The sequence below is a fragment of the Mucilaginibacter sp. A5337 genome, assembly GCF_059690695.1.
In genome coordinates this window covers 138,739-159,641 of sequence record NZ_JCAWEC010000007.1, presented here as the reverse complement: position 1 = coordinate 159,641, position 20,903 = coordinate 138,739, and the positions used below count along the sequence as shown (strand labels likewise).

The 20,903-nt window shown below is 43.6% G+C and carries 17 protein-coding genes; 13 read left to right on the top strand and 4 right to left on the bottom strand.

What is annotated here, in order from left to right; all coding sequences use genetic code 11:
- Nucleotides 1–118 precede the first annotated feature (118 nt).
- Nucleotides 119–355 carry a hypothetical protein gene (locus AC59JO_RS23345; RefSeq protein WP_497308356.1) on the top strand — a complete coding sequence of 79 codons (237 nt, stop codon included), beginning with the start codon at nucleotides 119–121 and terminating at the stop codon, nucleotides 353–355.
- On the opposite strand, the gene AC59JO_RS23340 is transcribed toward AC59JO_RS23345, so the two are convergent.
- Complete coding sequence (locus AC59JO_RS23340; protein WP_413667037.1) at nucleotides 345–2,024, bottom strand: GH39 family glycosyl hydrolase; 1,680 nt, start codon at nucleotides 2,022–2,024, stop codon at nucleotides 345–347. The two genes, AC59JO_RS23345 and AC59JO_RS23340, sit on opposite strands and share 11 nt — an antisense overlap.
- 262 nt (nucleotides 2,025–2,286) lie before the next feature.
- Between AC59JO_RS23340 and AC59JO_RS23335 the strand changes: the two genes are divergently transcribed.
- The 4 genes from AC59JO_RS23335 (at nucleotide 2,287) to AC59JO_RS23320 (ending at nucleotide 6,262) form a co-directional block, all read left to right on the top strand.
- Nucleotides 2,287–3,093, top strand: coding sequence for a phosphatase PAP2 family protein (locus AC59JO_RS23335; protein ID WP_413667038.1), 807 nt, complete (start codon nucleotides 2,287–2,289; stop codon nucleotides 3,091–3,093).
- A 131-nt stretch (nucleotides 3,094–3,224) separates the two neighbouring features.
- On the top strand, nucleotides 3,225–3,626 hold the full coding sequence (locus AC59JO_RS23330; protein WP_413667039.1) for a BlaI/MecI/CopY family transcriptional regulator: 402 nt from the start codon (nucleotides 3,225–3,227) through the stop codon (nucleotides 3,624–3,626).
- 16 nt (nucleotides 3,627–3,642) lie between these two features.
- Nucleotides 3,643–5,256 (top strand): M56 family metallopeptidase, encoded by a 1,614-nt coding sequence (locus tag AC59JO_RS23325; protein WP_497308353.1) that lies wholly within the window; start codon nucleotides 3,643–3,645, stop codon nucleotides 5,254–5,256.
- A gap of 157 nt (nucleotides 5,257–5,413) precedes the next feature.
- Nucleotides 5,414–6,262, top strand: coding sequence for a hypothetical protein (locus tag AC59JO_RS23320; RefSeq protein ID WP_413667041.1), 849 nt, complete (start codon nucleotides 5,414–5,416; stop codon nucleotides 6,260–6,262).
- A 172-nt stretch (nucleotides 6,263–6,434) separates the two neighbouring features.
- Here AC59JO_RS23320 and AC59JO_RS23315 read toward each other — a convergent pair whose 3' ends face one another.
- Nucleotides 6,435–7,013 (bottom strand): Crp/Fnr family transcriptional regulator, encoded by a 579-nt coding sequence (locus AC59JO_RS23315; RefSeq protein WP_413667042.1) that lies wholly within the window; start codon nucleotides 7,011–7,013, stop codon nucleotides 6,435–6,437.
- Nucleotides 7,014–7,144: 131 nt separating this feature from the next.
- On the opposite strand from AC59JO_RS23315, the gene mgrA reads away from it, so the two are divergent.
- The 7 genes from mgrA (at nucleotide 7,145) to AC59JO_RS23280 (ending at nucleotide 17,803) form a co-directional block, all read left to right on the top strand.
- The gene (gene mgrA / locus AC59JO_RS23310; RefSeq protein WP_413667043.1) at nucleotides 7,145–8,140 is read left to right on the top strand and encodes an L-glyceraldehyde 3-phosphate reductase; all 996 of its coding nucleotides are present in this window, start codon (nucleotides 7,145–7,147) and stop codon (nucleotides 8,138–8,140) included.
- A gap of 492 nt (nucleotides 8,141–8,632) precedes the next feature.
- Nucleotides 8,633–9,226: an RNA polymerase sigma-70 factor gene (locus AC59JO_RS23305; RefSeq protein ID WP_413667044.1), complete on the top strand. Its 594-nt coding sequence runs from the start codon at nucleotides 8,633–8,635 to the stop codon at nucleotides 9,224–9,226.
- 56 nt (nucleotides 9,227–9,282) lie between these two features.
- A complete protein-coding gene (locus AC59JO_RS23300; RefSeq protein WP_413667045.1) occupies nucleotides 9,283–10,365 on the top strand; it encodes a FecR family protein in 1,083 nt (360 codons plus the stop codon).
- 160 nt (nucleotides 10,366–10,525) lie between these two features.
- Entirely contained in the window at nucleotides 10,526–13,870 is a 3,345-nt protein-coding gene (locus tag AC59JO_RS23295) for a SusC/RagA family TonB-linked outer membrane protein (RefSeq protein WP_497308350.1), read from the top strand.
- 30 nt (nucleotides 13,871–13,900) lie between these two features.
- Nucleotides 13,901–15,457 (top strand): RagB/SusD family nutrient uptake outer membrane protein, encoded by a 1,557-nt coding sequence (locus tag AC59JO_RS23290; protein ID WP_497308348.1) that lies wholly within the window; start codon nucleotides 13,901–13,903, stop codon nucleotides 15,455–15,457.
- Nucleotides 15,458–15,661: 204 nt separating this feature from the next.
- A complete protein-coding gene (locus tag AC59JO_RS23285; protein WP_497308346.1) occupies nucleotides 15,662–17,173 on the top strand; it encodes an arabinan endo-1,5-alpha-L-arabinosidase in 1,512 nt (503 codons plus the stop codon).
- A 195-nt stretch (nucleotides 17,174–17,368) separates the two neighbouring features.
- Nucleotides 17,369–17,803: a CBS domain-containing protein gene (locus AC59JO_RS23280; RefSeq protein ID WP_497308344.1), complete on the top strand. Its 435-nt coding sequence runs from the start codon at nucleotides 17,369–17,371 to the stop codon at nucleotides 17,801–17,803.
- 8 nt (nucleotides 17,804–17,811) lie between these two features.
- Here AC59JO_RS23280 and AC59JO_RS23275 read toward each other — a convergent pair whose 3' ends face one another.
- On the bottom strand, nucleotides 17,812–18,777 hold the full coding sequence (locus AC59JO_RS23275; RefSeq protein WP_497308342.1) for a TolB family protein: 966 nt from the start codon (nucleotides 18,775–18,777) through the stop codon (nucleotides 17,812–17,814).
- A gap of 116 nt (nucleotides 18,778–18,893) precedes the next feature.
- Between AC59JO_RS23275 and AC59JO_RS23270 the strand changes: the two genes are divergently transcribed.
- Nucleotides 18,894–20,189, top strand: a complete 1,296-nt coding sequence (locus AC59JO_RS23270; protein ID WP_413667051.1) for a DUF885 domain-containing protein — start codon at nucleotides 18,894–18,896, stop codon at nucleotides 20,187–20,189.
- On the opposite strand, the gene AC59JO_RS23265 is transcribed toward AC59JO_RS23270, so the two are convergent.
- A complete protein-coding gene (locus tag AC59JO_RS23265; protein ID WP_497308340.1) occupies nucleotides 20,186–20,812 on the bottom strand; it encodes a CatA-like O-acetyltransferase in 627 nt (208 codons plus the stop codon). The genes AC59JO_RS23270 and AC59JO_RS23265 overlap by 4 nt on opposite strands.
- Nucleotides 20,813–20,903: the final 91 nt, after the last annotated feature.

The following is a 20,903-nucleotide window of genomic DNA, read 5'->3' as shown; positions in this document are numbered from 1 at the left end:
GATTTTTACAACTCAAAGTTGTTTTGTGCCGGTGCTGGTATCTCTTGCGTTACTTTTACAAGTCCTGATTAAATTGATTAAATCTTGTTCTGATACCTGCCTTGAAAAACTCAAAGGCATGGTTCTTATTCTCGCCGAATTTAATGGTGACTTTAATGCCGAAATGCTTAAAGAGCTTATTTTCAAAAAAACAGGCCGTGAAATTAGCCCCAATGCTTTAAATATGGTATTTGGCATTATGCCGGCCAAATTTAAGCCGTCGGCTTATACGCTTGATACTTTGTCGATATATTGCGGTTACGCTGGCTGGGAAGATTTTTATAGTATGAATGGATGGATTTTGCCTACCAGCTAAACTTTAAAAATGCTACACCTTGTCTCGGAAGCAAAACCTCGGCGCCCGATAAGCCTGATTTGGCCAATAACGTAACCGTTTTGCTAAACTGCTGCAGCTGCCCGGCTTTTTCCAGCTCTTTAATTTGGGCCGCTGTAGGATTTTGCGGCGATCCCATTTTTTTCCACACTTCATAAGCATTGCTGTGCTCATCATCAATGCGGTATTGGGTAAGTTTAACAAAGGTTGGCGGCAGATGCTCTATCCTGATCTTTACCGTTTTACCCGCATCGTGCTGGTCATCGTCATGATAGTTCCACAACAGTACTGTAAGTTCTTTCTTATCTGCAGAAGCCAAAGCGCCGATATCTGTATGGTTCCCCCTAATACTTGAATCGGCTACCGTTTTAAGCGTGTACATCTGGTCGCCGGTTACCTTTAAGCGTTTACCTTTCATCATGCCCAACATTCTGAAAACGTTGAGCACCGGTTTGTCAACTCCGTTTGTTGCCAAATCGCGGAAGCCATAAAACCAGGGCTGATTTTCAAACTCGAACGACCATGATACCGAGCCCATAAAATTTACGCCTAACGAATCTGCAAGCTGGTATTCGCGGGCAATGGAAGCTGCTGTATAGCTCGAATACATGGTACCGTTACGATAAGCATTTGACGGATTGGTAGCCATGCCGCAGGCCGCACAACCTTCCGGGTCCGATTCGCCTATAACTATCGGCGTGTTTTTAGTTTCGGGATATGACGCCACAATTTTAAAGCCTTCCCTGATATCGCGGATCTGCGGTGCCATGTTCATGCGCACTCTACCGTTAACCAACGAGGGCTGGCCTTTGGCATGGAATGAGATTACGTCAATTGGCGAACCTATTTTGCCTGTAGCATAATTGGTATCGGCAATGCAATGTTTAATAAAGGCATTCAGAAATTTCATCCCGCCGGGGCTTGAGCCGCCTGCAACTTCCGGCCCGCCAACATGTGCAGTAGGCAGGGCCCGTTTTACGCCATGGGCGGCATAATCGTATAGCTTAAAGAACTCCTTCATGGTGCCTTTCCAGTAGCCTATGTTTGGCTCGTTCCAAACCTCCCAGTACCAGCTTTCAACCTCTGCCTGGCCATAACGTTGTACCGAATGCTTTACCCACTGGTAAACAAGTTCTTCCCACTTATTATAATCTTTAGGAGGGTATGCCCAGCCGGTGTAAACATCATCATAATTATCGCCCGGTTTCCAGTAATGGCGGTAAGGTTTGGGGTGAGTTGATAAAGCCTCGGGCATGAAACCTATCTGGGCATAAGGTTTCATGCCCAGTTTAATATAGGTGTCAAAAATGCTATCAACCAGGTGCCAGTTGTAAATCGGGTTACCATTGGCATCTTCGGTATAAGCATTGGTCGATCCCCACTTCAATGCTGCAGTACCGTCACCGCTGGTAAGCAAATTATGTACCCGCATGCGTACCGGTACAGGGCTTAATGCTGCCAGTTCTGAAAGAAGTTTGCGGCCATCTTTCATGTAGGTATAATTAGGTTCATCGTGGCCAAACCATGCCCAAACTGGATACATGTCGCCAATTTTATCATTTAGGCTGATGGTGATATTTGCTTGTTCCTGGGCAAAAATCCGGCTACCGATAAGCAGCAAGAGGCAAAAGATAAGTTTGATGGTCTTCATTCAGGTAGTTTGGTGGTTTATTGGAGGTATAATCAAACATAGGTATTTTTATTTATTGTTAAAAGAACAATTAAAATGTAAACTATCAACCTTAAAATCAATTTGAAAGGTGTACAACATATTGAATATAATTTACGTTAACAGCGTGTTAATTTATTGTTTACGCGCTTCAGAAATTCTACAGAATTAAATTGTATAATTGTGTTTACCAGCACTTAATAAGGGGGATTCTTTGCAAAAGTTTAGGTTTTATTTTATTTCGATGCTATTGGCAGCCTCGTTTTCGCTGCCTGTTTATGCCCAGGTTAAGGATACATTACAAAAAGTTGCCGTAAAGAAGGATTCTCTGCAGAAAGACTCTGCCAGGAATATCCTGACATTGCCGGATACGGTTAAACACCTTCAGAGTAAATTTCCATCATATATACCGCCTGCGGCTTTCATTACCTACGGTTTATTATCGCTAAAAGTGAAGTTTATCCGTAATATCGATTACGATGTGAGGGCTGATATGAATAAAGATCATCCGGGCTTTCACACCAAAGTAGATAATTACCTTCAGTATGCTCCAATCATCTCGGTTTATGGGTTGAATGCTGCAGGGGTACACGGTAAAAATACATTTATTGACCGTACTATGTTGCTTGTACTTTCTGAAGCCATATTTGCCGGTACCACTTTCGGTTTAAAACGCGTTACCCACAGGGAGCGGCCCGACGGTTCAGATAAGTTTTCGTTCCCTTCAGGGCATACCGGTAACGCCTTTGTATCTGCCGAATTTATGGCCCAGGAATATGGTGACCGATCACCGATATACGGAGGTGTAGGTTATGCTTTCGCCACTACTACCGCAATATTACGTGTGTATAACAATAAACACTGGTTTAGTGATATCGTAGCCGGTGCAGGTTTCGGTATCCTGTCAACCAAGGCTGCTTATTATTTATACCCACTAATCCGCAACAGCGTGTTTCGCGGAGGTAATGAAAAGGGCAAAAACAATAACTCATTATTGCTGCCAACTTACCAGGACGGCCGTGTAGGCCTAACCTTCGCCAAGAGCTTTTAAACGACTGATCTTATATTTATAATGTACAACCACCTTAGTATTAGGGTGGTTGTTTTGTTATACAGCAAAATTTTTAAAGAAAAAATAACTTAGCTATTGTAACGTACGTTTTTAATGCATACCTTTGGTTTATGAGTTTGTTTAAAAAGGATATTACTGCTGATTTAACACCAACCAAAACCGAAATGGATGTTTTGCAGGTGCTGTGGCAGTACGGCCCATCTACAGTGAGGTTTGTGCACGATAAGCTTAATGAGCAAAAGGAAGCCGTAATTTATACCAGCACCCTTAAGCTGATGCAGGTAATGAAGGAGAAAGGGATGCTTGATCGTGACGAAACCAATATGAAGCACATTTATAGCGCTGCAGTTGAAGAAAGCAGGATAAAAGGCAATATGCTTGGCCGCTTTGTTGATTCGATGTACAACGGTTCGCCGAGCGATTTGATGGTAGCCCTGTTGGGCAATGATAAGACATCGGCCGAAGAACTCAAAAAAATAAAAGAGCTGCTCAAAAACATGGACGATAAATAATTAAACCTTTACAGATATGTACCTGCTCCTTAACACCAACACCATTTCCAACAGCCTGATTCAGGCGTTTAGCTGGATGCTGATCCATTCGCTATGGCAGGGGATGTTGCTGGCGGTTATCAGCGCGGTGGTAATGCTGCTTACCAAAAAAGCAAGCGCTGCAGTAAGGTACAACCTGGTTTTGGTGCAGTTTTTATTATTCGTGGGCGCCTGCCTGGCCACTTTTATTTGGGAGTGGAACAAACAGCCACAGCGAGGCATGGCACAGTTTAGCAATGCTATTGGTAGCAAGGCATCGGCTTTGTTGGGCCTTAATGCCGATGGGATCCGGGCTTTTGCCAATATCTGTATCGGTTATTTTACAGCCAATGCGCCGATGGTTGTGCTGCTGTGGTTTGTATTTTTCCTGTTCCGGTCGGTACGGATGATGCGCGGGCTTATGTTTATCCATACTGCCAAACACAAGCAGGTATCCGAACCTGTTGGGTATTGGAAAAGCAGGGTTGAATTGCTTTGCGAAAAGCTGCAGTTGAAGCAGGTAGTTAAACTACTTGAATCGGGCTATGTAAAAATGCCCATGGTTATAGGGCACCTGAAGCCGGTAATCCTGATCCCGGCGGGTTTGTTGGCCGGGTTGCCGCCCGAACAGGTTGAGGCCGTATTACTGCATGAACTGGCCCATATCCGCAGGCACGATTACATGGTTAACTTTTTGCAAACCATTGCCGAAACCGTATTTTTCTTTAATCCGGGTTTGTTATGGATCTCGGCCCTGCTGCGCGACGAGCGGGAAAATTGCTGTGACGACATAGCTCTCGCCCAAACAAAAAATAAGCGGGAGTTTATAGATGCCCTCATCAGTTTTAAAGAATATTCCCTTTATGGTACCAATTATGCAGTTGCATTCCCCGGTAAAAAAAATCAGTTATTGCAAAGGGTAAGCCGCATCCTGGGTAATAAAAACAAAACGGTAACTTCGGGAGAGCGGGCATTTTTGATAGCCGGGATTATTGTTCTTTCGGCTATTATAGCCACTGCCGCCATTGCGCAGATCAGGAAAGTTAATTATCCGGAAAGTGGCAGTGCTCATGTATATAAGCAGGAACAACGGATTGTGCAACCTGCCGGCACGCAAGTAGTAGCAATTGCCAAGCAAACTGATAGGTCCAAACGTTTAAAACGCAGATACATTGCTGATGTACAGAAGCCCGTTCATGCTATTGAAAATGTAGTTATGGCTAACGCCGAACCTTTGTCTCCGCAGGAGCAACTGGAGCGCGACGCATTGGCAGTAAAGCTGCGGGCCGAACAGGAAAATCAGCAGACAGTAGCTGATAATACAAAGCTCAACCCCGAACAAGAACAAGCCCGCCGTGACCAGGAACAGGCCAAACGTGATCAGCAGCATGCCAAAGTAGATCAGGACCAGGCACGTCGCGATCAGGAGCAGGCCAAGCGCGATCAGGAACAAGCCATGCGCGATCAGGCGCAGGCTAAACTTGACCAGGAACAGGCCGAAAGGGACCAGGTACAAGCCCGTCGCGATGAGGAGCAGGCAAAGCGTGACCAGGCACAGGCCAGCAAACCAAAAGCAGAACCGGTAAAAAGTAAAACAAACGTTCAGGAGTAAGTAAAACTTTTCTTAGCTGGTTTGTAAAGCAGGTATGCTGCTGCTTTATAGGCCATAGTATGTAGTAATCAATCATTAACAATCAATTTTAAACTGCCAAAAATGGGCGGAATGGAAAACTATTGCCCAATTTTTTAACTCTTAAACCGACAGAAAGATGAAAACAAATTATTTAAGAAGCGCTCTGTTGCTGATAGCGGCAACAGCATTAACAACTGCTGCGAATGCCCAGAAACCGGGAAAAAAAACGGCCTTCAACTCTTATAACAATTACGATACTTTTGATGGTAAGGGTCGCGAACGCATCCAAACTAACTGGAATGGAAAAACTTATCAAATGGAACTGGCAAACAACAAGTTGGTAGCTTTGGCCGTTGATGGTGAAATTATCCCGTCGACTAAATGGGGGGAATACAGCACAGTTATAGCTTCTATCCGTGAGCAAATCAGGAAGGACAGGATCCAGGCAAAAAAAGATCAGGCACAGGCTAAACATGATCAGGAGCAGGCCCGCCGCGATCAGCAACAAGCTAAACGTGACCAGGAACAGGCAGCCCGTGACCAGGAGCACGCAAAAGCTGAACAGGAAGAGGCCGAGCGTGACCAGCAGCAAGCTAAGCGTGACCAGGAGCAGGCGAGTAAAGACCAGGAACAGGCGAAACGCGACCAGGAACAGGCCGCCCGTGATCAGGAACAAGCCAAACGTGACCAGGAGCAGGCGCACTTAGATCAGATCCAGGCCAAGAAAGACCAAGAGCAGGCGGCCGAAGATCAGCGGGTATTAAAACAGATGATCGGCGATTTAATAGCAGATCATATCATCCCTAATGAAGGGGCTTTGCGTGAACTTTCATTTAATGGCGAAGAAATGATCGTTAACGGAGTGAAGCAACCTGAGAGTGTATTTAAGAAATACAGCGCAAAATATCCACGTTTTGCTAAAGGAAATACAAGTTACGAAAATGGAAAACGGCAGTTTAATGGTTTGCATATTCATCGAAATTAAATTATATAGATTACAGCCAATGCCGTGAACTAAGCCGTTATTATAAGGTACGAAGCAATCGCGAACTATGCAGAGTGGCTCTGCTAATCGGGGATTGCTTCGTGCCGCAATGACGCTTTTAGATTAAGATACCTACTTAAACTATCATAAAAGCAAGACATTGCTCTACCATTTACTTCTTCAAATTCCTCGCCCTCAACTTACTCAAAAACTCGGGCGAGATGCCCAGATAAGAAGCTATATAATGCTGCGGTACCCTTTGCGGAATGCTGGGGTAACGGTTAATAAACTCCAGGTATTTTTCCATGGCCGTGGTTGCTATGGTTTTATAAAGCCTTTTCTGAACCACGGTTAAATGCCTCTGCAGCATAAGCCTGAACATGCGCTCCAGTTTGGGTACTTCTGTTAACAGGCGCTCCTTTGAATCGCGGGTGAGGATGAGCAGTTCGCAATCTTCCAGGGTTTCGATGTACATAGTACAGGGGCTTTGATCCTGGAAACTGGCCAGGTCGCTTACCCACCAGTCTTCAACGGCAAACTGCAGGGTTACTTCCACTCCGTTTTCATCGATAATATATTCGCGGATACAGCCTTTGTTTACATAGGCTTCAAAGTTACATACATCGCCAGCAGCAAGCAGGCGGGTCTTTTTGGGTACTTTCCTGTATTCCAATATCTCATTAAACAGCGCTGTCTCTTCTGCCGTTAAATTAACCGAGCGCGCCGCGTAATTATTGATATTTTGAAACATGGCTCAAATATAAGTCGGCCTGTAGGCATCCTTCCAAATATTAGCCGGTAAATAATTTCATTTCTTGTCCCAGTTCAATGGATTTTTGTGATAGATAGGCCAATTTTGGGCTTTTACTAATCAAACAAAATATGACCTATCTACCCAATGCAAATCGCTACCAGGATATGGAATACCGCCGTTGCGGTAACAGTGGTTTAAAACTGCCCGCGGTATCACTTGGCTTATGGCACAACTTCGGAGGTATCGACAGCCTGGAAAATGCCCGTAATATTTTACGTTTAGCTTTTGACAAAGGCATTACCCATTTCGACCTTGCCAATAATTACGGGCCACCTGCAGGATCAGCCGAAGAAACCTTTGGTCGCATTTTAAAAGATGATTTCAAAAGCTATCGCGATGAATTGATCATTTCAAGCAAAGCAGGTTGGGGAATGTGGCCAGGGCCGTATGGCGACTGGGGGTCAAAAAAATATCTCGTAGCCAGTCTTGATCAAAGCCTGAAACGGATGGGCTTGGATTATGTGGATATTTTCTATCATCACCGCCCGGATCCTGAAACCCCTATCGAAGAAACCATGGGCGCGTTGGATCTGATCGTCCGCCAGGGTAAAGCTTTGTATGTTGGTATCTCAAGTTACAGCGCCTCTGAAACTGAAAAAGCGGTTGCTGTATTGAAAGAGCTTGGTACGCCATGCCTGATCCATCAGCCTAAATACTCTATGTTCGACAGGTGGGTTGAAGGTGGTTTGCTTGATGTGCTGGAAGATAAGGGCGTTGGCTGTATCCCGTTCTCACCATTGGCGCAAGGCCTATTAACCAATAAATACCTGAAAGGCATCCCCGAAGGTTCAAGGGCTGCCGCTCATCGTGGCAACGGCGCTATTGATGAAGATGCCATAACAGAGCAAAACATAGCCAAAGCTGCAAAGCTGAATGAACTTGCATTACAGCGAGGCCAAAACCTGGCACAGATGGCATTATCATGGATTCTGAAAGATAAGCGGATTACTTCGGTACTGATCGGCGCAAGTAAACCGGAGCAGGTTACTGATTCCATTGGTTGTTTGGCCAATACATCGTTTACCGATGAAGAATTGAAATTGCTTGACAAGATCCTGGCATAAGTAGGAAGTATCAAGTTAGAAGTCTTTAAGCGTAGCTAAAATTAAAAAAGGAAACGCTGATTATAACTCCTGATTGGAATCTAAGCTTTATGGCTAAAATTTGGCCTCGCGGATGCGGGGCTTTTTTGTTATGAATTTTTTGCAAAAGCTGATTGAAAATTTACATTAATTATTGTTAAAATGACACTTTTTATTTTGATTGGTTGGGTTGAGTGAAGTAAAAAGGATAGTCTATTTTGAAGGTTAATTATAGATAGGAACTTGAATTTTAACTTTAGAAAAGATATTTAGCAATTGTTTTAAGTATGATTTGTTTTTTTTATTAAAAATATTTTAATTGTTTTTTGAACAATTAAAATAAAATATTATACCTTAGATTTTAATTAGAGTAATCACTTTGCTTTAATGAGCCAATTACCAATTATATTGATTTAAACCGTACAGGAACTGTCCCCCGGTTTTTGATGAAAATAATAATAGCAGATAAAGGAGATGTTGGACACTGAGATTAGGTACTTGCTTAATGATATTGCTTTAAACAGCAGCAGGGCTTCTTTTAAAAGGCTCTATCTGGCTTATTATGGTAAATTATTTAGCCTGGCAAAATCATTGGTAAAGCAGGATGAACTGGCCGAGGAAATCACCAATGATGTTTTCATGAACCTTTGGGGGCGCCGTGCTTCGATAGCAGAGATCAATAATTTTACTTATTACTGCTATACATCGGTTAAAAATAAGTCACTTACTTGTCTTGCCAAAAATCAGCTTAAACGTGTGAATATTGATGAGGCCAATGTAGATGTTGCCGATTCAAGCGCTACGGGCGAAGACAAGCTGGTTTATGAAGATCTTACTAAACTGATCAACACTACCTTAAACAAACTATCCGATCAATGCCGCCTTGTTTTTAAGCTGATAAAAGAGGATGGTTTGAAATATCGCGAAGTGGCCGATCTGCTGGATATCTCCATTAAAACGGTTGAATACCACATGGGCAACGCGTTGAAAACCCTTGCACAAGGGTTAAAAGACACCCAAAAAATGGCAATACCAGCCAGTCCCGAAAAAATTTCAAAAAATATTTAATCTGCCCACTGGGGTATCCTTATTATTTACAGTCTTTATATATAGAACCGTAAATAATGATCAACAACATCTGGATACTTATTGGCAAAAAGTTAAATGGTGAAGCTTCGCCCGAAGAGTTACTTGAACTTGAGCAACTGTTGCAGCAACAGGAAGCAGCCGGTGTGTACCCAATGGATGGGCTGGAAGAGATCTGGAAAAATGACCAGCAAGCGGGCCAGGATGAAAAGCTGTTAAACAAATGGGATGCTTTTGAAGCCGAACTTGACGCTATTGAAGAAAAGGAAGCTGAAGAAGCTGCCCAGGTTATCGCAATTCAAACCAAAACAAAAAGAGCCCGGATCATTAAACTGGGATCGTTATTAGCTGCCGCATGTTTAATGCTGGGCGTATTTTGGTTTACCCGCAAAGAAACTATCCCCACTGGGAAATCTAACGAAATAACCGCTCCTAAAAACGGTATCAGTAAAATTCAACTGCCCGATGGAAGCCGTGTTTGGCTTAACATGGGCAGCAAGCTCACTTACAGCAATGATTTTGGTACCGATCAAAGAAGGGTAAACCTTGTTGGTGAGGCATTTTTTGATGTGGTTAAAGATCCTCAGCATCCTTTTGTAGTTACCACGCCAACAATCAGTGTCAGGGTGCTGGGTACTAAATTCAATGTGCGCTCATACAATAACGACAAAACATCTGAAGCGGCTTTGGTACGCGGAAAGATTGAGCTTACTGTTTTAAAAAATCCCGAAAAAAAGATCATCCTCAATCCCTCAGAAAAACTTACGATAATCAACAATCAGGAACCGCAAGCTAAAAGTAATATCCCTACCGATAGGATTGCCGAGGAAACGCCACTTATAGCACTGAGCCGTATTCATCAGGCTAAAAAAGACACGTTGCCATCTGAGGCTTTATGGCTTGAAAATAAACTGGCTTTTGATGCCGAGGATTTTGAAAACATAGCCCAAAAAATGGAGCGCAGATATAATGTGAATATTGTTTTTGAAAATGAGGACGTAAAAAAGCTGCGCTTTACCGGCAAGTTTGAAAAAGAACCAATTAACAAAGCTTTACTGTACCTGCAAAGGACAGCGGCGTTTCATTATAAAATAGACACTAACCAAATTGTAATTTATTAATTAATAAACCTTTATGATATAAGCCTATGCATAGAAAAGTATAAAACCTCTGGCCATAAAAAATGGGAAGATGTTCCCGCATCCCCCCATTATAATGTGGTACAAATTAACTACCAGTCCTTCTATAAACCCAATAGTTAAATAACCTTAATGCTAAATTATGAAAAAAAATGCACACCGCATTAACCCATTGCGGCTGAACCAATTTTTGAAAGTACTTCTTATGTTTAAATTTATCTGTATCCTGGTACTCGTCTCCTCGTTGCAGGCGTTTTCAAAAGGATATGGTCAGACCCGCATCAACGTAAATTTCCAAAACGTATCGCTGAAAAAGGCGCTGAAGGAAATTGAAAAGAAGTCTGACTATCGCTTTTTGTACAACGACGACATGTTGTTAAAAAACGACATGCCCGCCAGTTTAAATACAAAAGATGCATCGCTTGAAGAGGTGATGAAAATTGTACTTAACAATACCAACCTGAGTTATACACTGAGCGATAATAACCTGGTTATCCTTACAGAAAAGGGAGCAGCGATGGCTCCGGGAGCCATTAACGGTAAAGTGACCGACGAGTCTGACTTGCCCATGCCTGGTGTTACGGTAAAGGTAAAAGGTACCAATGTAAGCGCTCAAACCGATTTGCAGGGACGCTATACTTTAAATATTCCAGACAGCAATACCGGTGGTGTAGTGCTCGTGTTTTCGTTTGTGGGCTATGCCTCGCAGGAAATAACAGTTAACGGCAGCTCCCTTATCAATGTGCAGTTAAAAGCAGCTTCAAACTCTTTGAATGAAGTAATTGTGGTTGGATACGGTACACAGAAAAAGGAAAATCTTACAGGCTCGGTTGCTGTGGTAAATCTTAAAGAAGCCAATAAACGTGTAACACCAGATGTTGCCAGGGCTTTACAAGGCCAGGTTGCCGGTGTGCAGGTAAATGGTTCGGGTGTACCGGGTGAAGGTGTTTCTATCCGCATTCGTGGTGTAAGCTCGCTGATCAATAACAATCCGCTTTATATTATCGACGGCGTGCCAACCATGGAGCCCTTTGATTTTCCGACTACAGATATAGAAAGTTTACAGGTAATCAAAGATGCTTCTGCAGGTGCCATTTATGGTTTCCGCGGCGCTAACGGTGTGGTGATCATCACCACCAAAAAAGGCCGTAATGGCGCCATGAAAATCAACTATAATGGTTATGCCGGCTTCCAGAAAAATCCAAAAACATTGTCGGTTACCGATAGGGTAGGATATCAGAAAATTGCCAACGCTGCCGAAACCAACGCCGGTTTATCGCTTGCTCCGGGTAATGATCCGTCATCAAGCAAGTTTATCAGCAATGTAAATACCGACTGGCAAAAATCCGGGTTCAGAACAGGTTACACCCAGAGCCACGATCTGGGTTTATCCGGCGGTAACGAAAATATGAGTTATAGCGTTGCTTTTGATTACTTTAACCAAACCGGTACAACTGTATCCGGCCCTTCATATACCCGCTATAATCTGAGCGGCAACATTCAGGGCAAAAAAGGTATCGTGTCTTTCGGTAGTAAGTTTGCCTATACTGAAGGCGACTATAACAATCTGGCCTATCCTCACCTGCACGGAACCGGTAACCAGATAGTTGACCTTGTCACAGCTATCCCTACCATGCCTATTTATGACCCTAACCGTGTTGGAGGTTATGGTGGTGTTGATCAAAATACCCAAAGAGCAATCTCTTTGAATATCATCGGCGTAAATAACCTGCTGAACAGCACCGGGCAACGTAACCGGATGATGGCATCGGCGTGGATGGAGGTAGAGTTTATTAAAAACCTGAAATACCGTCTTAGCGCAAGTTACGATCGCAACGATTTCAAGAATACTTACTTTGATCCTATTTACGATCTTGGCTGGTTTTATCCAAACACCACCGCTTACTATAGCGATGCGCGCGGCAACTATTACACCGCGCTTGTTGAGAATACGTTAAGCTACAAGTTTGACATCAGCAAGCACCATGTAGAATTATTGGCAGGTACAGCTTATCAAAAAGATAAAAATGATAACCTAACAGGCATTGCGTACAACCTGCCTCAGCCATACTTGTTCGCGTTTGATAACGTGAGCAATACTACCGATAAAACAATATTTGGCAACAGCAACGAGCGTAAATTTTACTCGCCAATATTTGGTCGTGTAAACTATAACTATGACGATCGTTACCTGTTGACTGCCAACTACCGTCGCGACGGTACATCGCAGCTGCCTGAATATAACCGCTTTGGTAATTTTGCCGGTGTGTCAGTTGGTTGGAATATCAACAAGGAGAAATTTCTGCACCTGCCCGAAACCATTAGCCAGTTAAAGTTAAAAGCAGGTTATGGTACATTGGGTAACGTAAATGCCCTTGCATTTTATCCTTACCAGGCAGTAGTAAATGCCAACGCCAGCTATGTATTCGGAAATACGCTCGCATCCGGAGCAACTCAAACACAGGTATTTGATCAAACCAATAAATGGGAGCAAAAACAAACAACTAATATCGGTTTGGATTTGAGCCTGTTTCACGATCAATTAAGCTTTTCATCAGAATATTATATCAACAAGATCAAAGGCATCCTGTTATCGGTACCTATCCCGGTTTCGGTAGGCGCTATCAACACGCCGTTGGTTAACGCTGCTTCATTTACCAATAAAGGTATCGAGTTTACAGTAACTTACCGCAGCAGGGATACCGGTCCGTTCAATTACACCATCAGCGCAAATGCTTCAACGGTGAAAAATAAAGTAACGTCATTAGGCAATGGTGGTAACCCGATATACGGCGCATACAGCAAAACAGCTGTAGGGGGCGAAGTAGGTGAGCTGTACGCTTTTAAAACTGAAGGCATTTTTAAAGATGCGGCTGATGTAGCGGCTCATGCCACTCAAACAGGAGCAGCCCCAGGCGATGTTAAGTTTGTTGATACCAATAAAGACGGTATCATCAACGACGCCGATCGTGTTTACTTAGGCTCGGCCATTCCTAAATTATACTATGGTTTTAACTTCAGCGCTAATTACAAAAACTTTGATGCATCAGTATTTATACAGGGTAACTATGGCAGCAGAATTGCCAACGGCGTGTACCAGGCTTTAATGACAGGTCAGTACACCAATGCCAGCACCGACGAACTGAACTATTGGACTCCTAATAACACCAATACCAATGTACCGCGCCCAATAATCGGCGATCCTAATGCTAATAATCGCAATTCCGACAGGTTTATTCAAAGCGGCTCATATGCCCGTTTACAAACCGCGCAATTGGGGTATACGCTGCCTGCAGGTTTGTTGAACCGTACGCACGTGATCAGGAGCCTGAGAGTTTACCTTTCAGGGCAGAACCTGTACACCATTACCAAGTACAAAGGTTTCGACCCTGATTTTATTAACGATGGTACCATTAACCGCGGTTTTGATTATGGTTCATTCCCAAATCCACGCACCTTACTGGTAGGCTTACAATTAGGATTATAAAAACTGATTAACGATTTAACATTATTTATAATGAAAACGATATATACAAAGGCTGTATTAACGCTATTGTTGGTAGCCGCATTTACCATGGGGTGTAAAAAGAGCGACCTGACTACGGTAAACCCTAACGCGCAAACAACTCAAACATTCTGGCAAAACTCCAGCGATGCTGTAAAAGGGATTAATGCTGTATATGGCAGCTTAATTATAGATGGCTCATACATGCGCTTTTCGCCGATAGTAGAAAACACGAGGGGCGATGATGCTACAAGCTATAGCCCATGGGATCAGATCTATAACATGGGTAAGTTTAATATGCAAAGTACCGGCGATGGCGTACTGTTTTCATGGACAGCCTACTATCAGGGTATTTTACGTGCAAACGAAGTACTGAAATATGTGCCGGCCATCAACATGGATGCCGAATTGAAGAAACGTGTATTGGGGCAGGCCTATTTTCTGCGCGGCCTGTATTATTTTCACCTGGCCGATTTTTATAAAAACGTGCCCATGCCGTTGGTCCCTGCTGCATCAAGTGCCGATTATTTCCAAAAACAACAACCTCAGGATGTAGTTTGGGCACAGGTGATCAGCGATTTTAAAGCAGCTGAAGGCATGCTGCCAACAACGTACGCAGGCTTATCACCCGATGGGCAGATAGGTCGCGCTACAAAAGGTGCAGCAGCTGCATATCTGGGTAAAACATACCTGTTCACTAAAAAATATACTGAGGCAGCAGCCGAGTTTAAATCGGTAATTGATATGGGGCTTTATAGCCTTGTGCCTAATTACTATGATAACTTTTTTGCCAATAATGAAAACAATGCTGAGTCGATATTCGAAGTGCAGTTTTCAAGGGATGCCGGAGGTACCGATCTGGGCTGGGGTGGTGATCCATCATCAGGATGGGGACGTACATCGGCCCGTGCCATCACTTTTGGTGCAGCAAGTTTTGGCTTTACCGATGTGCAGCCAACGCCAGCATTGTATAACGAATATCTGCAGGAAAAAACAACCAGCGGAGGTATCGATCCACGTTTGGATGTAACCATGTACTACAACAAGCCGGGCGAAAAACTGTATAACCAGGATTTTGCAACCCGCTACGCTGGCAGCTCGTCATTAAACGCCCTCTTTTGCCATAAATATGAAAATGGTGATAGCGGTCAGGCTGATGAATATGACTGGAGATCGGGTATTAACGAAAGGTTGATGCGTTACGCCGATGTGCTGCTGATGTATGCCGAGTGTTTGAACGAATTAGGCACTACAAACGATGCTTATCAATACATTCAAATGGTGCGTAACCGTGTGGGGTTGCCCAACCTGGCTACCGTTAAACCGGGTATGAGCCAGACCGAAATGCGTGAGCAGATAGGCCACGAACGTTTCCTTGAATTTTCACTTGAGGGTCACAGGTTTGATGATATCCGTCGCTGGGGCTGGTTACAGGATGCCACTAAACTGGCCTGGCTTAAAGCGCGTGACCCGGAATTTAATACTTATACCCCGGGTAAGGAGTATTTGCCAATACCACTTACAGAGGTACAAACCAATGTTGGTTTGGTGCAGAATACGGGGTATTAACCCCACCCAACCCTCCCCTGAAGGGGAGGGCTAAAGAGTGAGTATAAAAAAGTGTCATTTCGATACAGCAAGAGGCCGGATTGAGGGGGGGAACGAAAGAGAAATCTTGTACGGCATACAAGGCAGATATGCAAAGTTTGCTAAGCATGTTGTATAAGATTTCTCACTATCGTTCGAAATGACATGGTTTTAGATAAGCAAGAGATGATCAAGATAATGACGAAAAAGAAAAGTTTACCCCTATACTTAATCGTGGCGCTGGCTGCGGCCATATTTTCCTGCTCAAAAAAGGAAACACCTGCGCCAACAACCACAAAAACGGATACTACCACCACCACACCGGTAACAAGCACCTTTGATATCAACAGCATCAGTGATACGTATGCCGATATAGCCGCTTTTACCTATTATCCTAAGTGGACGGTGTACAACGTGCATGATCCATCCATTAAAAAGTTTGGCGATTATTACTATTGCTATAGCACGGATGTGGCTTTTGGCACCGATGTAAGATCTGGCCTTCAAATTCGCCGGTCGAAGGATCTGGTGCAATGGGAATATGTGGGTTGGGTATTTTCATCATTACCCGCACAGGGTTCTGCTTATATTACCGGAAAGGGCGGCGCGCCTTATAATGCTTTGTGGGCTCCATATGTAATGAAGGTGGGTTCTGAATATAGGTTGTATTATTCGCTTTCATCGGCAACGGCACGTTTAAGTGTTATTGGCATGGCGACGGCTTCAGCTCCGGATGGTCCCTGGACAGAGAAAGGCATTGTAGTAACATCTGCCAATGATGCCAGTATCCAAACCAACGCTATTGATCCAACGGTGATTACTACAACCAGCGGCGAGCAGTATATGTACTACGGCTCGGCCTGGGACGGAATCTATATCTTGAAGCTTGATCCTTCAACCGGTTTGGCTGTTTCGCCAGGTGATAAAGGGAAACGCATAGCCAACCGCGGTTTCACCGGTGGTAAATATAACGGCAATATTGAAGGCGCCGAGGTGATCTACAATCCTGATCTGAAAAAGTATTTCCTGTTTATCAGTTATGATTGGCTGCAAACCAAGTACAACGTGAGGGTAGGGCGGGCCGATAGCCCGACAGGGCCATTTTATGATTATAACGGGCACGACGTTAATACCGATGAAGATCATGGTCCAATGATCGTGGCTCCGTATCAGTTTACCAATCAAAGCGGCTGGCAGGGCACAGGTCACTGTGCGGTGTTTGATAATGGCAGCGGGCAATATTACATGGCACACCAGGGCAGACCGGGGATCAACTCGTACTTTATGGATCTGCACGTTCGCAAAATATCCTGGACACCCGATGGCTGGCCGATAGTATCGCCCGAGCGCTACGCCAATGTTGCCCAAACAACCATAGCCTCAACCGATGTGGCAGGAACCTACGAAAAAATTACACTGAATTATCATGTTGTACCGGGATATGGTACCGAGCAAACCAATCCGGATTTCCAGGTGTCAACAACCTTTAAACTGGATGCTGCAGGTACTATTGACGGCAATGCGGCCGATAAATGGACCTTCACCACTCCGTGGCTCGAACTTAAATACAGCAGTGGTGACACTTATAAACTAAAAGTAGAGCGCGAGCGCGACTGGGAAAATAAAATAACATCAACGCTGATATTTACCGGTTTGGATAACCATGGCACCGCCATTTGGGGAAAGAGAAAACAATAGGTTTGTTTTTATATAGGTTGGTAGCCCTTCGGTTTAATTACTGAGGGGCTTTTTTGTTCGAATGGTAGTTTACCGCCTGTGTTTTTTAGTTGGGAGGTGTTGTTTTATCCCTTTGAATTGAAAATATTTTTCAGAATCCATTGTTTTTCTGTTACTTATTCGTATCTTGAAAATACCAAATTAACCTGAGTACTCATGAAAAGTGTAAAGCATATCCTGGCCCGTAAGGGGAGCAATGTTACTGCCGTACCTGCCGAAACTACTGTGTTTAATGTGTTAAAGTTGATGGCCGATAAAAATATAGGATCGGTAGTGGTTACCGAAAACGGCAGATACCTGGGGTTGATGACCGAGAGGGACTACTCCCGCAAAATTATCCTGATGGGCAAACACTCCGACGAAACTACCGCCGGCGAAATTATAAGCACCAACTTCCCGAGGATTACCCCAGAATCGTCTGTTGAAGAATGTATGCTGATCATGAGCGAAAATAACATCAGGTATTTACCGGTGTTTGATGTGACCGATCAGTTATGTGGCATCATTTCGATGAGTGATGTGGTGTACGAAACTATCTATTCGCAGAGGGAAACTATCGAGCAATTGCATAGCTACATTCAGTCAACATAAGCTGCTGTTCACCAGGCTTCATTAAATTTAACCCAATAAATATCATCCCATCCATTGCCGGGGCTGTTAAGCAGTGCCTGTAGTTGTTGGTATGTTTTGGGTTGCCCGTTGCTAAACTGACTATTAATGCGGTTACTGGTAAAGATCAGGTGCTTTTTGTTGGCAGTTACATAAGGGCAATAATCAAGTGCTGTGCTGTTTATTGGTGCAGGCAGATGTTTGGCAGGTAACCATTTGCCTGATTTATCTTTATGGCTTATATACAGGTCTCCATGGCCTATGTCATCGGCCCGGCCGTAGCAGCTAAATATAATAAATTGTTCATCCGGATCAATAAAAGCATTAAACTCATCGTATTTGGTATTCACATCTTCGGGAAGGCTTTCGGGCTGTGTGTAGCCCGTTGCTGTTGGTTTGCAAATAACAATGTCCTCGCTGCCTTTACCATAATCAGCTTCTACCGTAAAATACAGGTTGCCGTTTTTAGCCACGCTTGGGTAGTATTCGCTTTTAGCAGAGTTTACTTGCGGACCGAGATTTTCGGGTTGTCCCCAATCTCCATTTTTACCGCGCTTAACCCGCCAAATATCAAAGTCTTTTTTGGCGACAGAGTCATTCAATGGCCTGTCTGACGAGAAATAAACGGTTTGGCCATCCGGCGAAAAGCTTGCCTCTAAGTCGCGGTAACGGCCGGAGAATGGTGCAACTTCGGGCTTGCCCCATTTGCCGTTTTTCTTTTGGATATGCAAAATTGTACTGGTTATAAAACGAGGCTGCTGCAGGGTAAAGAAAATTTCATCGCCTTGTGGCGAGATGGTAAAATCGCGGTTGCTTAGTCCATCGCTCAGGATGCCTTGCGCAAATAAACGTGGGGTATCGGCCGGAAGTTTGGCATCGGGATAGCTTACCTGTGCAAATCCATTACAGCCAATCAGCATAAAAATACAAAGCGAAATTAATTTGCGATACACCATGATTATCAAATTTATACGGTAGGGATTACAGGCTTATCACCCCAACAGGGGGATATTGGGCTTTACATAAGTAAAATACAGTTTATTATTTATGTTTGTTAATCAAGATTCAATTTATGAAGGTTTTTATCGTGGCTATCGGTACGTTGATGTTGTCGGTATTGCCGGCCAAAAAACAACAATCGTTTGATACTTTTTGCAAAGATTTTGTAGTCGGCTACAACAGTTTGCATCTGCCGCAATTGGAGCTAAGCTACGTAAGCGGTTTGGAGCATATTGGTACCGTCGCCGACGTGCAAAAGCAACTGGACTTTTTTACAAAAGTTAAAACGGGTTTATCGGCTTTTAAGGCAGATCAATTAAATGAATCGGAAAAGGTAGATTATGAGCTGATCAATTATGAAACCGGTCTCAACCTGGAACGAATTACTCTTGAACAGGACTGGTTGAAAAACAGACCGGTAGCTGTTCCAACAAACGGTATCATCGATATCCCCAACGGAAAAGCCTGGTATGCCTACCTGCTTAAACGATGGACAAGCGCCAATGCTACTCCAGATGAAATTTACCAGTTTGGATTATCTGAAATTAGTCGCGTTCAAAAACATATCGAAGCTATCCGTCTGCAAACCGGTTTAAGCGAGGAGAATTTTTATAAACACCTCAATGATCCTTCCTTTTTTATCAGCGATCCGAAAGTGGTGCAGCAATCGTTCGAAAATACCAGGGAGATCATTTATACTGGCCTGCCCCAACTGTTTAATAACACCAATATCGCTCCGCTAAAAATTGAGAAAGGCGAAAGCCGGCAATTAGCTCAAACGCCCGGCTATTATGATAGTAATGTATTTTACTACAACCTTTTTGATAAGCCCTACAATAAACGCCAGGTCGACTGGCTTTTTATTCATGAAGGTGTTCCCGGGCATCATTATCAGGCCAGTATCGAGGCTCAAACCAAGACATCGGCAGTACAACAGCTGTTTTATTACATGGGGTTTGCTGAAGGCTGGGGGGCTTATACAGAAGAGTTAGGCAAACAACTTGGTGTATACAAAACACCTTATGATGAACTGGGCAAATGGGAGTGGGACATAGTGCGTTCTGTTCGCGTACCGCTGGATGTTGCCCTAAATTATTACGGCTGGACAGATGAGCAGGCACTGGCCTTCTGGAAAAAGAATATCCGCGGACAGGATGACATTGCCATGCGCGAGATAGCCCGCATGCGCCGCTGGCCGGCACAGGTTGTTACCTACAAATATGGAGCATTGCAAATATTGCACTGGAAAGAAGAACTACAACAAAAGCAAGGGGCCAAATTTAATATCAGGGATTTCCATTCACGCGTACTTGACCACGGCTCGCTGCCACTGTTTATGGTGAAGGAAAATGTGTTTAAAAAAGGTTAAAACCCTTTGTTCAATAACTCCTGGTAACAATCAATATACTGGCCTACATGAATACCATCAACCAAAGCATGGTTTACATGGATAGATACCGGCATGGTGCGCTTGCCATGATGTTCGGTCATTTTACCAAAGGAAATTTTTGGGCAGCTATCCACAAATGAAAATATACGCGCGTGTGACAACGAGGTAAAGTTGATCCACGGCAGTGACGAATAACGGATTACATTGTTTAAAGCTTTACGCTCAAGCAGGTTGTTGCGTTGTACGCGCTCAATTTCTTTGTTTGCGTCGCGGGCGAAATCTTCAAACAAAGGATGAAAAGGCCATTCGCCAAAGCCAAATGTGCCGTTAGCCCTTGGAACTGTTGAACTGGCGTCAATCCGGTCGTAAATAAAAACTTCGTTGTCTTCCATACGGTATTTAAACGGCTCAATAATTTGCGATGCGGCTAACGACTGGTACATGGTGTAAAGGAAAAACGAGAGACTGTTATCCTTTACAAACTTATAAGCGGCAGTTACGTCAATATTTACGTTTACGCCGTAATAGGGCTCTTCAAACTGTTTAAAAAAGTTGTAATGCTCTTTTCTGATCCAGTTTTCAATATCTACTTGTTGTTTCATAACTATTGCAGCTGCAATATTAAGGATATTAAGTTGTAAGTTAGAAGTACTAAGTTTTAAGCTAGAATCTGCTTTTTGACTTAAGGCTTAT

What these genes read in the sequence shown, in the direction of transcription:
- AC59JO_RS23345 (WP_497308356.1), top strand. Translation starts at nt 119, where the DNA reads ATGGTTCTTATTCTCGCCGAATTTAATGGTGACTTTAATGCCGAAATG.
- AC59JO_RS23340 (WP_413667037.1), bottom strand. Translation starts at nt 2,024, where the DNA reads ATGAAGACCATCAAACTTATCTTTTGCCTCTTGCTGCTTATCGGTAGC.
- AC59JO_RS23335 (WP_413667038.1), top strand. Translation starts at nt 2,287, where the DNA reads ATGCTATTGGCAGCCTCGTTTTCGCTGCCTGTTTATGCCCAGGTTAAG.
- AC59JO_RS23330 (WP_413667039.1), top strand. Translation starts at nt 3,225, where the DNA reads ATGAGTTTGTTTAAAAAGGATATTACTGCTGATTTAACACCAACCAAA.
- AC59JO_RS23325 (WP_497308353.1), top strand. Translation starts at nt 3,643, where the DNA reads ATGTACCTGCTCCTTAACACCAACACCATTTCCAACAGCCTGATTCAG.
- AC59JO_RS23320 (WP_413667041.1), top strand. Translation starts at nt 5,414, where the DNA reads ATGAAAACAAATTATTTAAGAAGCGCTCTGTTGCTGATAGCGGCAACA.
- AC59JO_RS23315 (WP_413667042.1), bottom strand. Translation starts at nt 7,013, where the DNA reads ATGTTTCAAAATATCAATAATTACGCGGCGCGCTCGGTTAATTTAACG.
- mgrA (WP_413667043.1), top strand. Translation starts at nt 7,145, where the DNA reads ATGACCTATCTACCCAATGCAAATCGCTACCAGGATATGGAATACCGC.
- AC59JO_RS23305 (WP_413667044.1), top strand. Translation starts at nt 8,633, where the DNA reads ATGTTGGACACTGAGATTAGGTACTTGCTTAATGATATTGCTTTAAAC.
- AC59JO_RS23300 (WP_413667045.1), top strand. Translation starts at nt 9,283, where the DNA reads ATGATCAACAACATCTGGATACTTATTGGCAAAAAGTTAAATGGTGAA.
- AC59JO_RS23295 (WP_497308350.1), top strand. Translation starts at nt 10,526, where the DNA reads ATGAAAAAAAATGCACACCGCATTAACCCATTGCGGCTGAACCAATTT.
- AC59JO_RS23290 (WP_497308348.1), top strand. Translation starts at nt 13,901, where the DNA reads ATGAAAACGATATATACAAAGGCTGTATTAACGCTATTGTTGGTAGCC.
- AC59JO_RS23285 (WP_497308346.1), top strand. Translation starts at nt 15,662, where the DNA reads ATGATCAAGATAATGACGAAAAAGAAAAGTTTACCCCTATACTTAATC.
- AC59JO_RS23280 (WP_497308344.1), top strand. Translation starts at nt 17,369, where the DNA reads ATGAAAAGTGTAAAGCATATCCTGGCCCGTAAGGGGAGCAATGTTACT.
- AC59JO_RS23275 (WP_497308342.1), bottom strand. Translation starts at nt 18,777, where the DNA reads ATGGTGTATCGCAAATTAATTTCGCTTTGTATTTTTATGCTGATTGGC.
- AC59JO_RS23270 (WP_413667051.1), top strand. Translation starts at nt 18,894, where the DNA reads ATGAAGGTTTTTATCGTGGCTATCGGTACGTTGATGTTGTCGGTATTG.
- AC59JO_RS23265 (WP_497308340.1), bottom strand. Translation starts at nt 20,812, where the DNA reads ATGAAACAACAAGTAGATATTGAAAACTGGATCAGAAAAGAGCATTAC.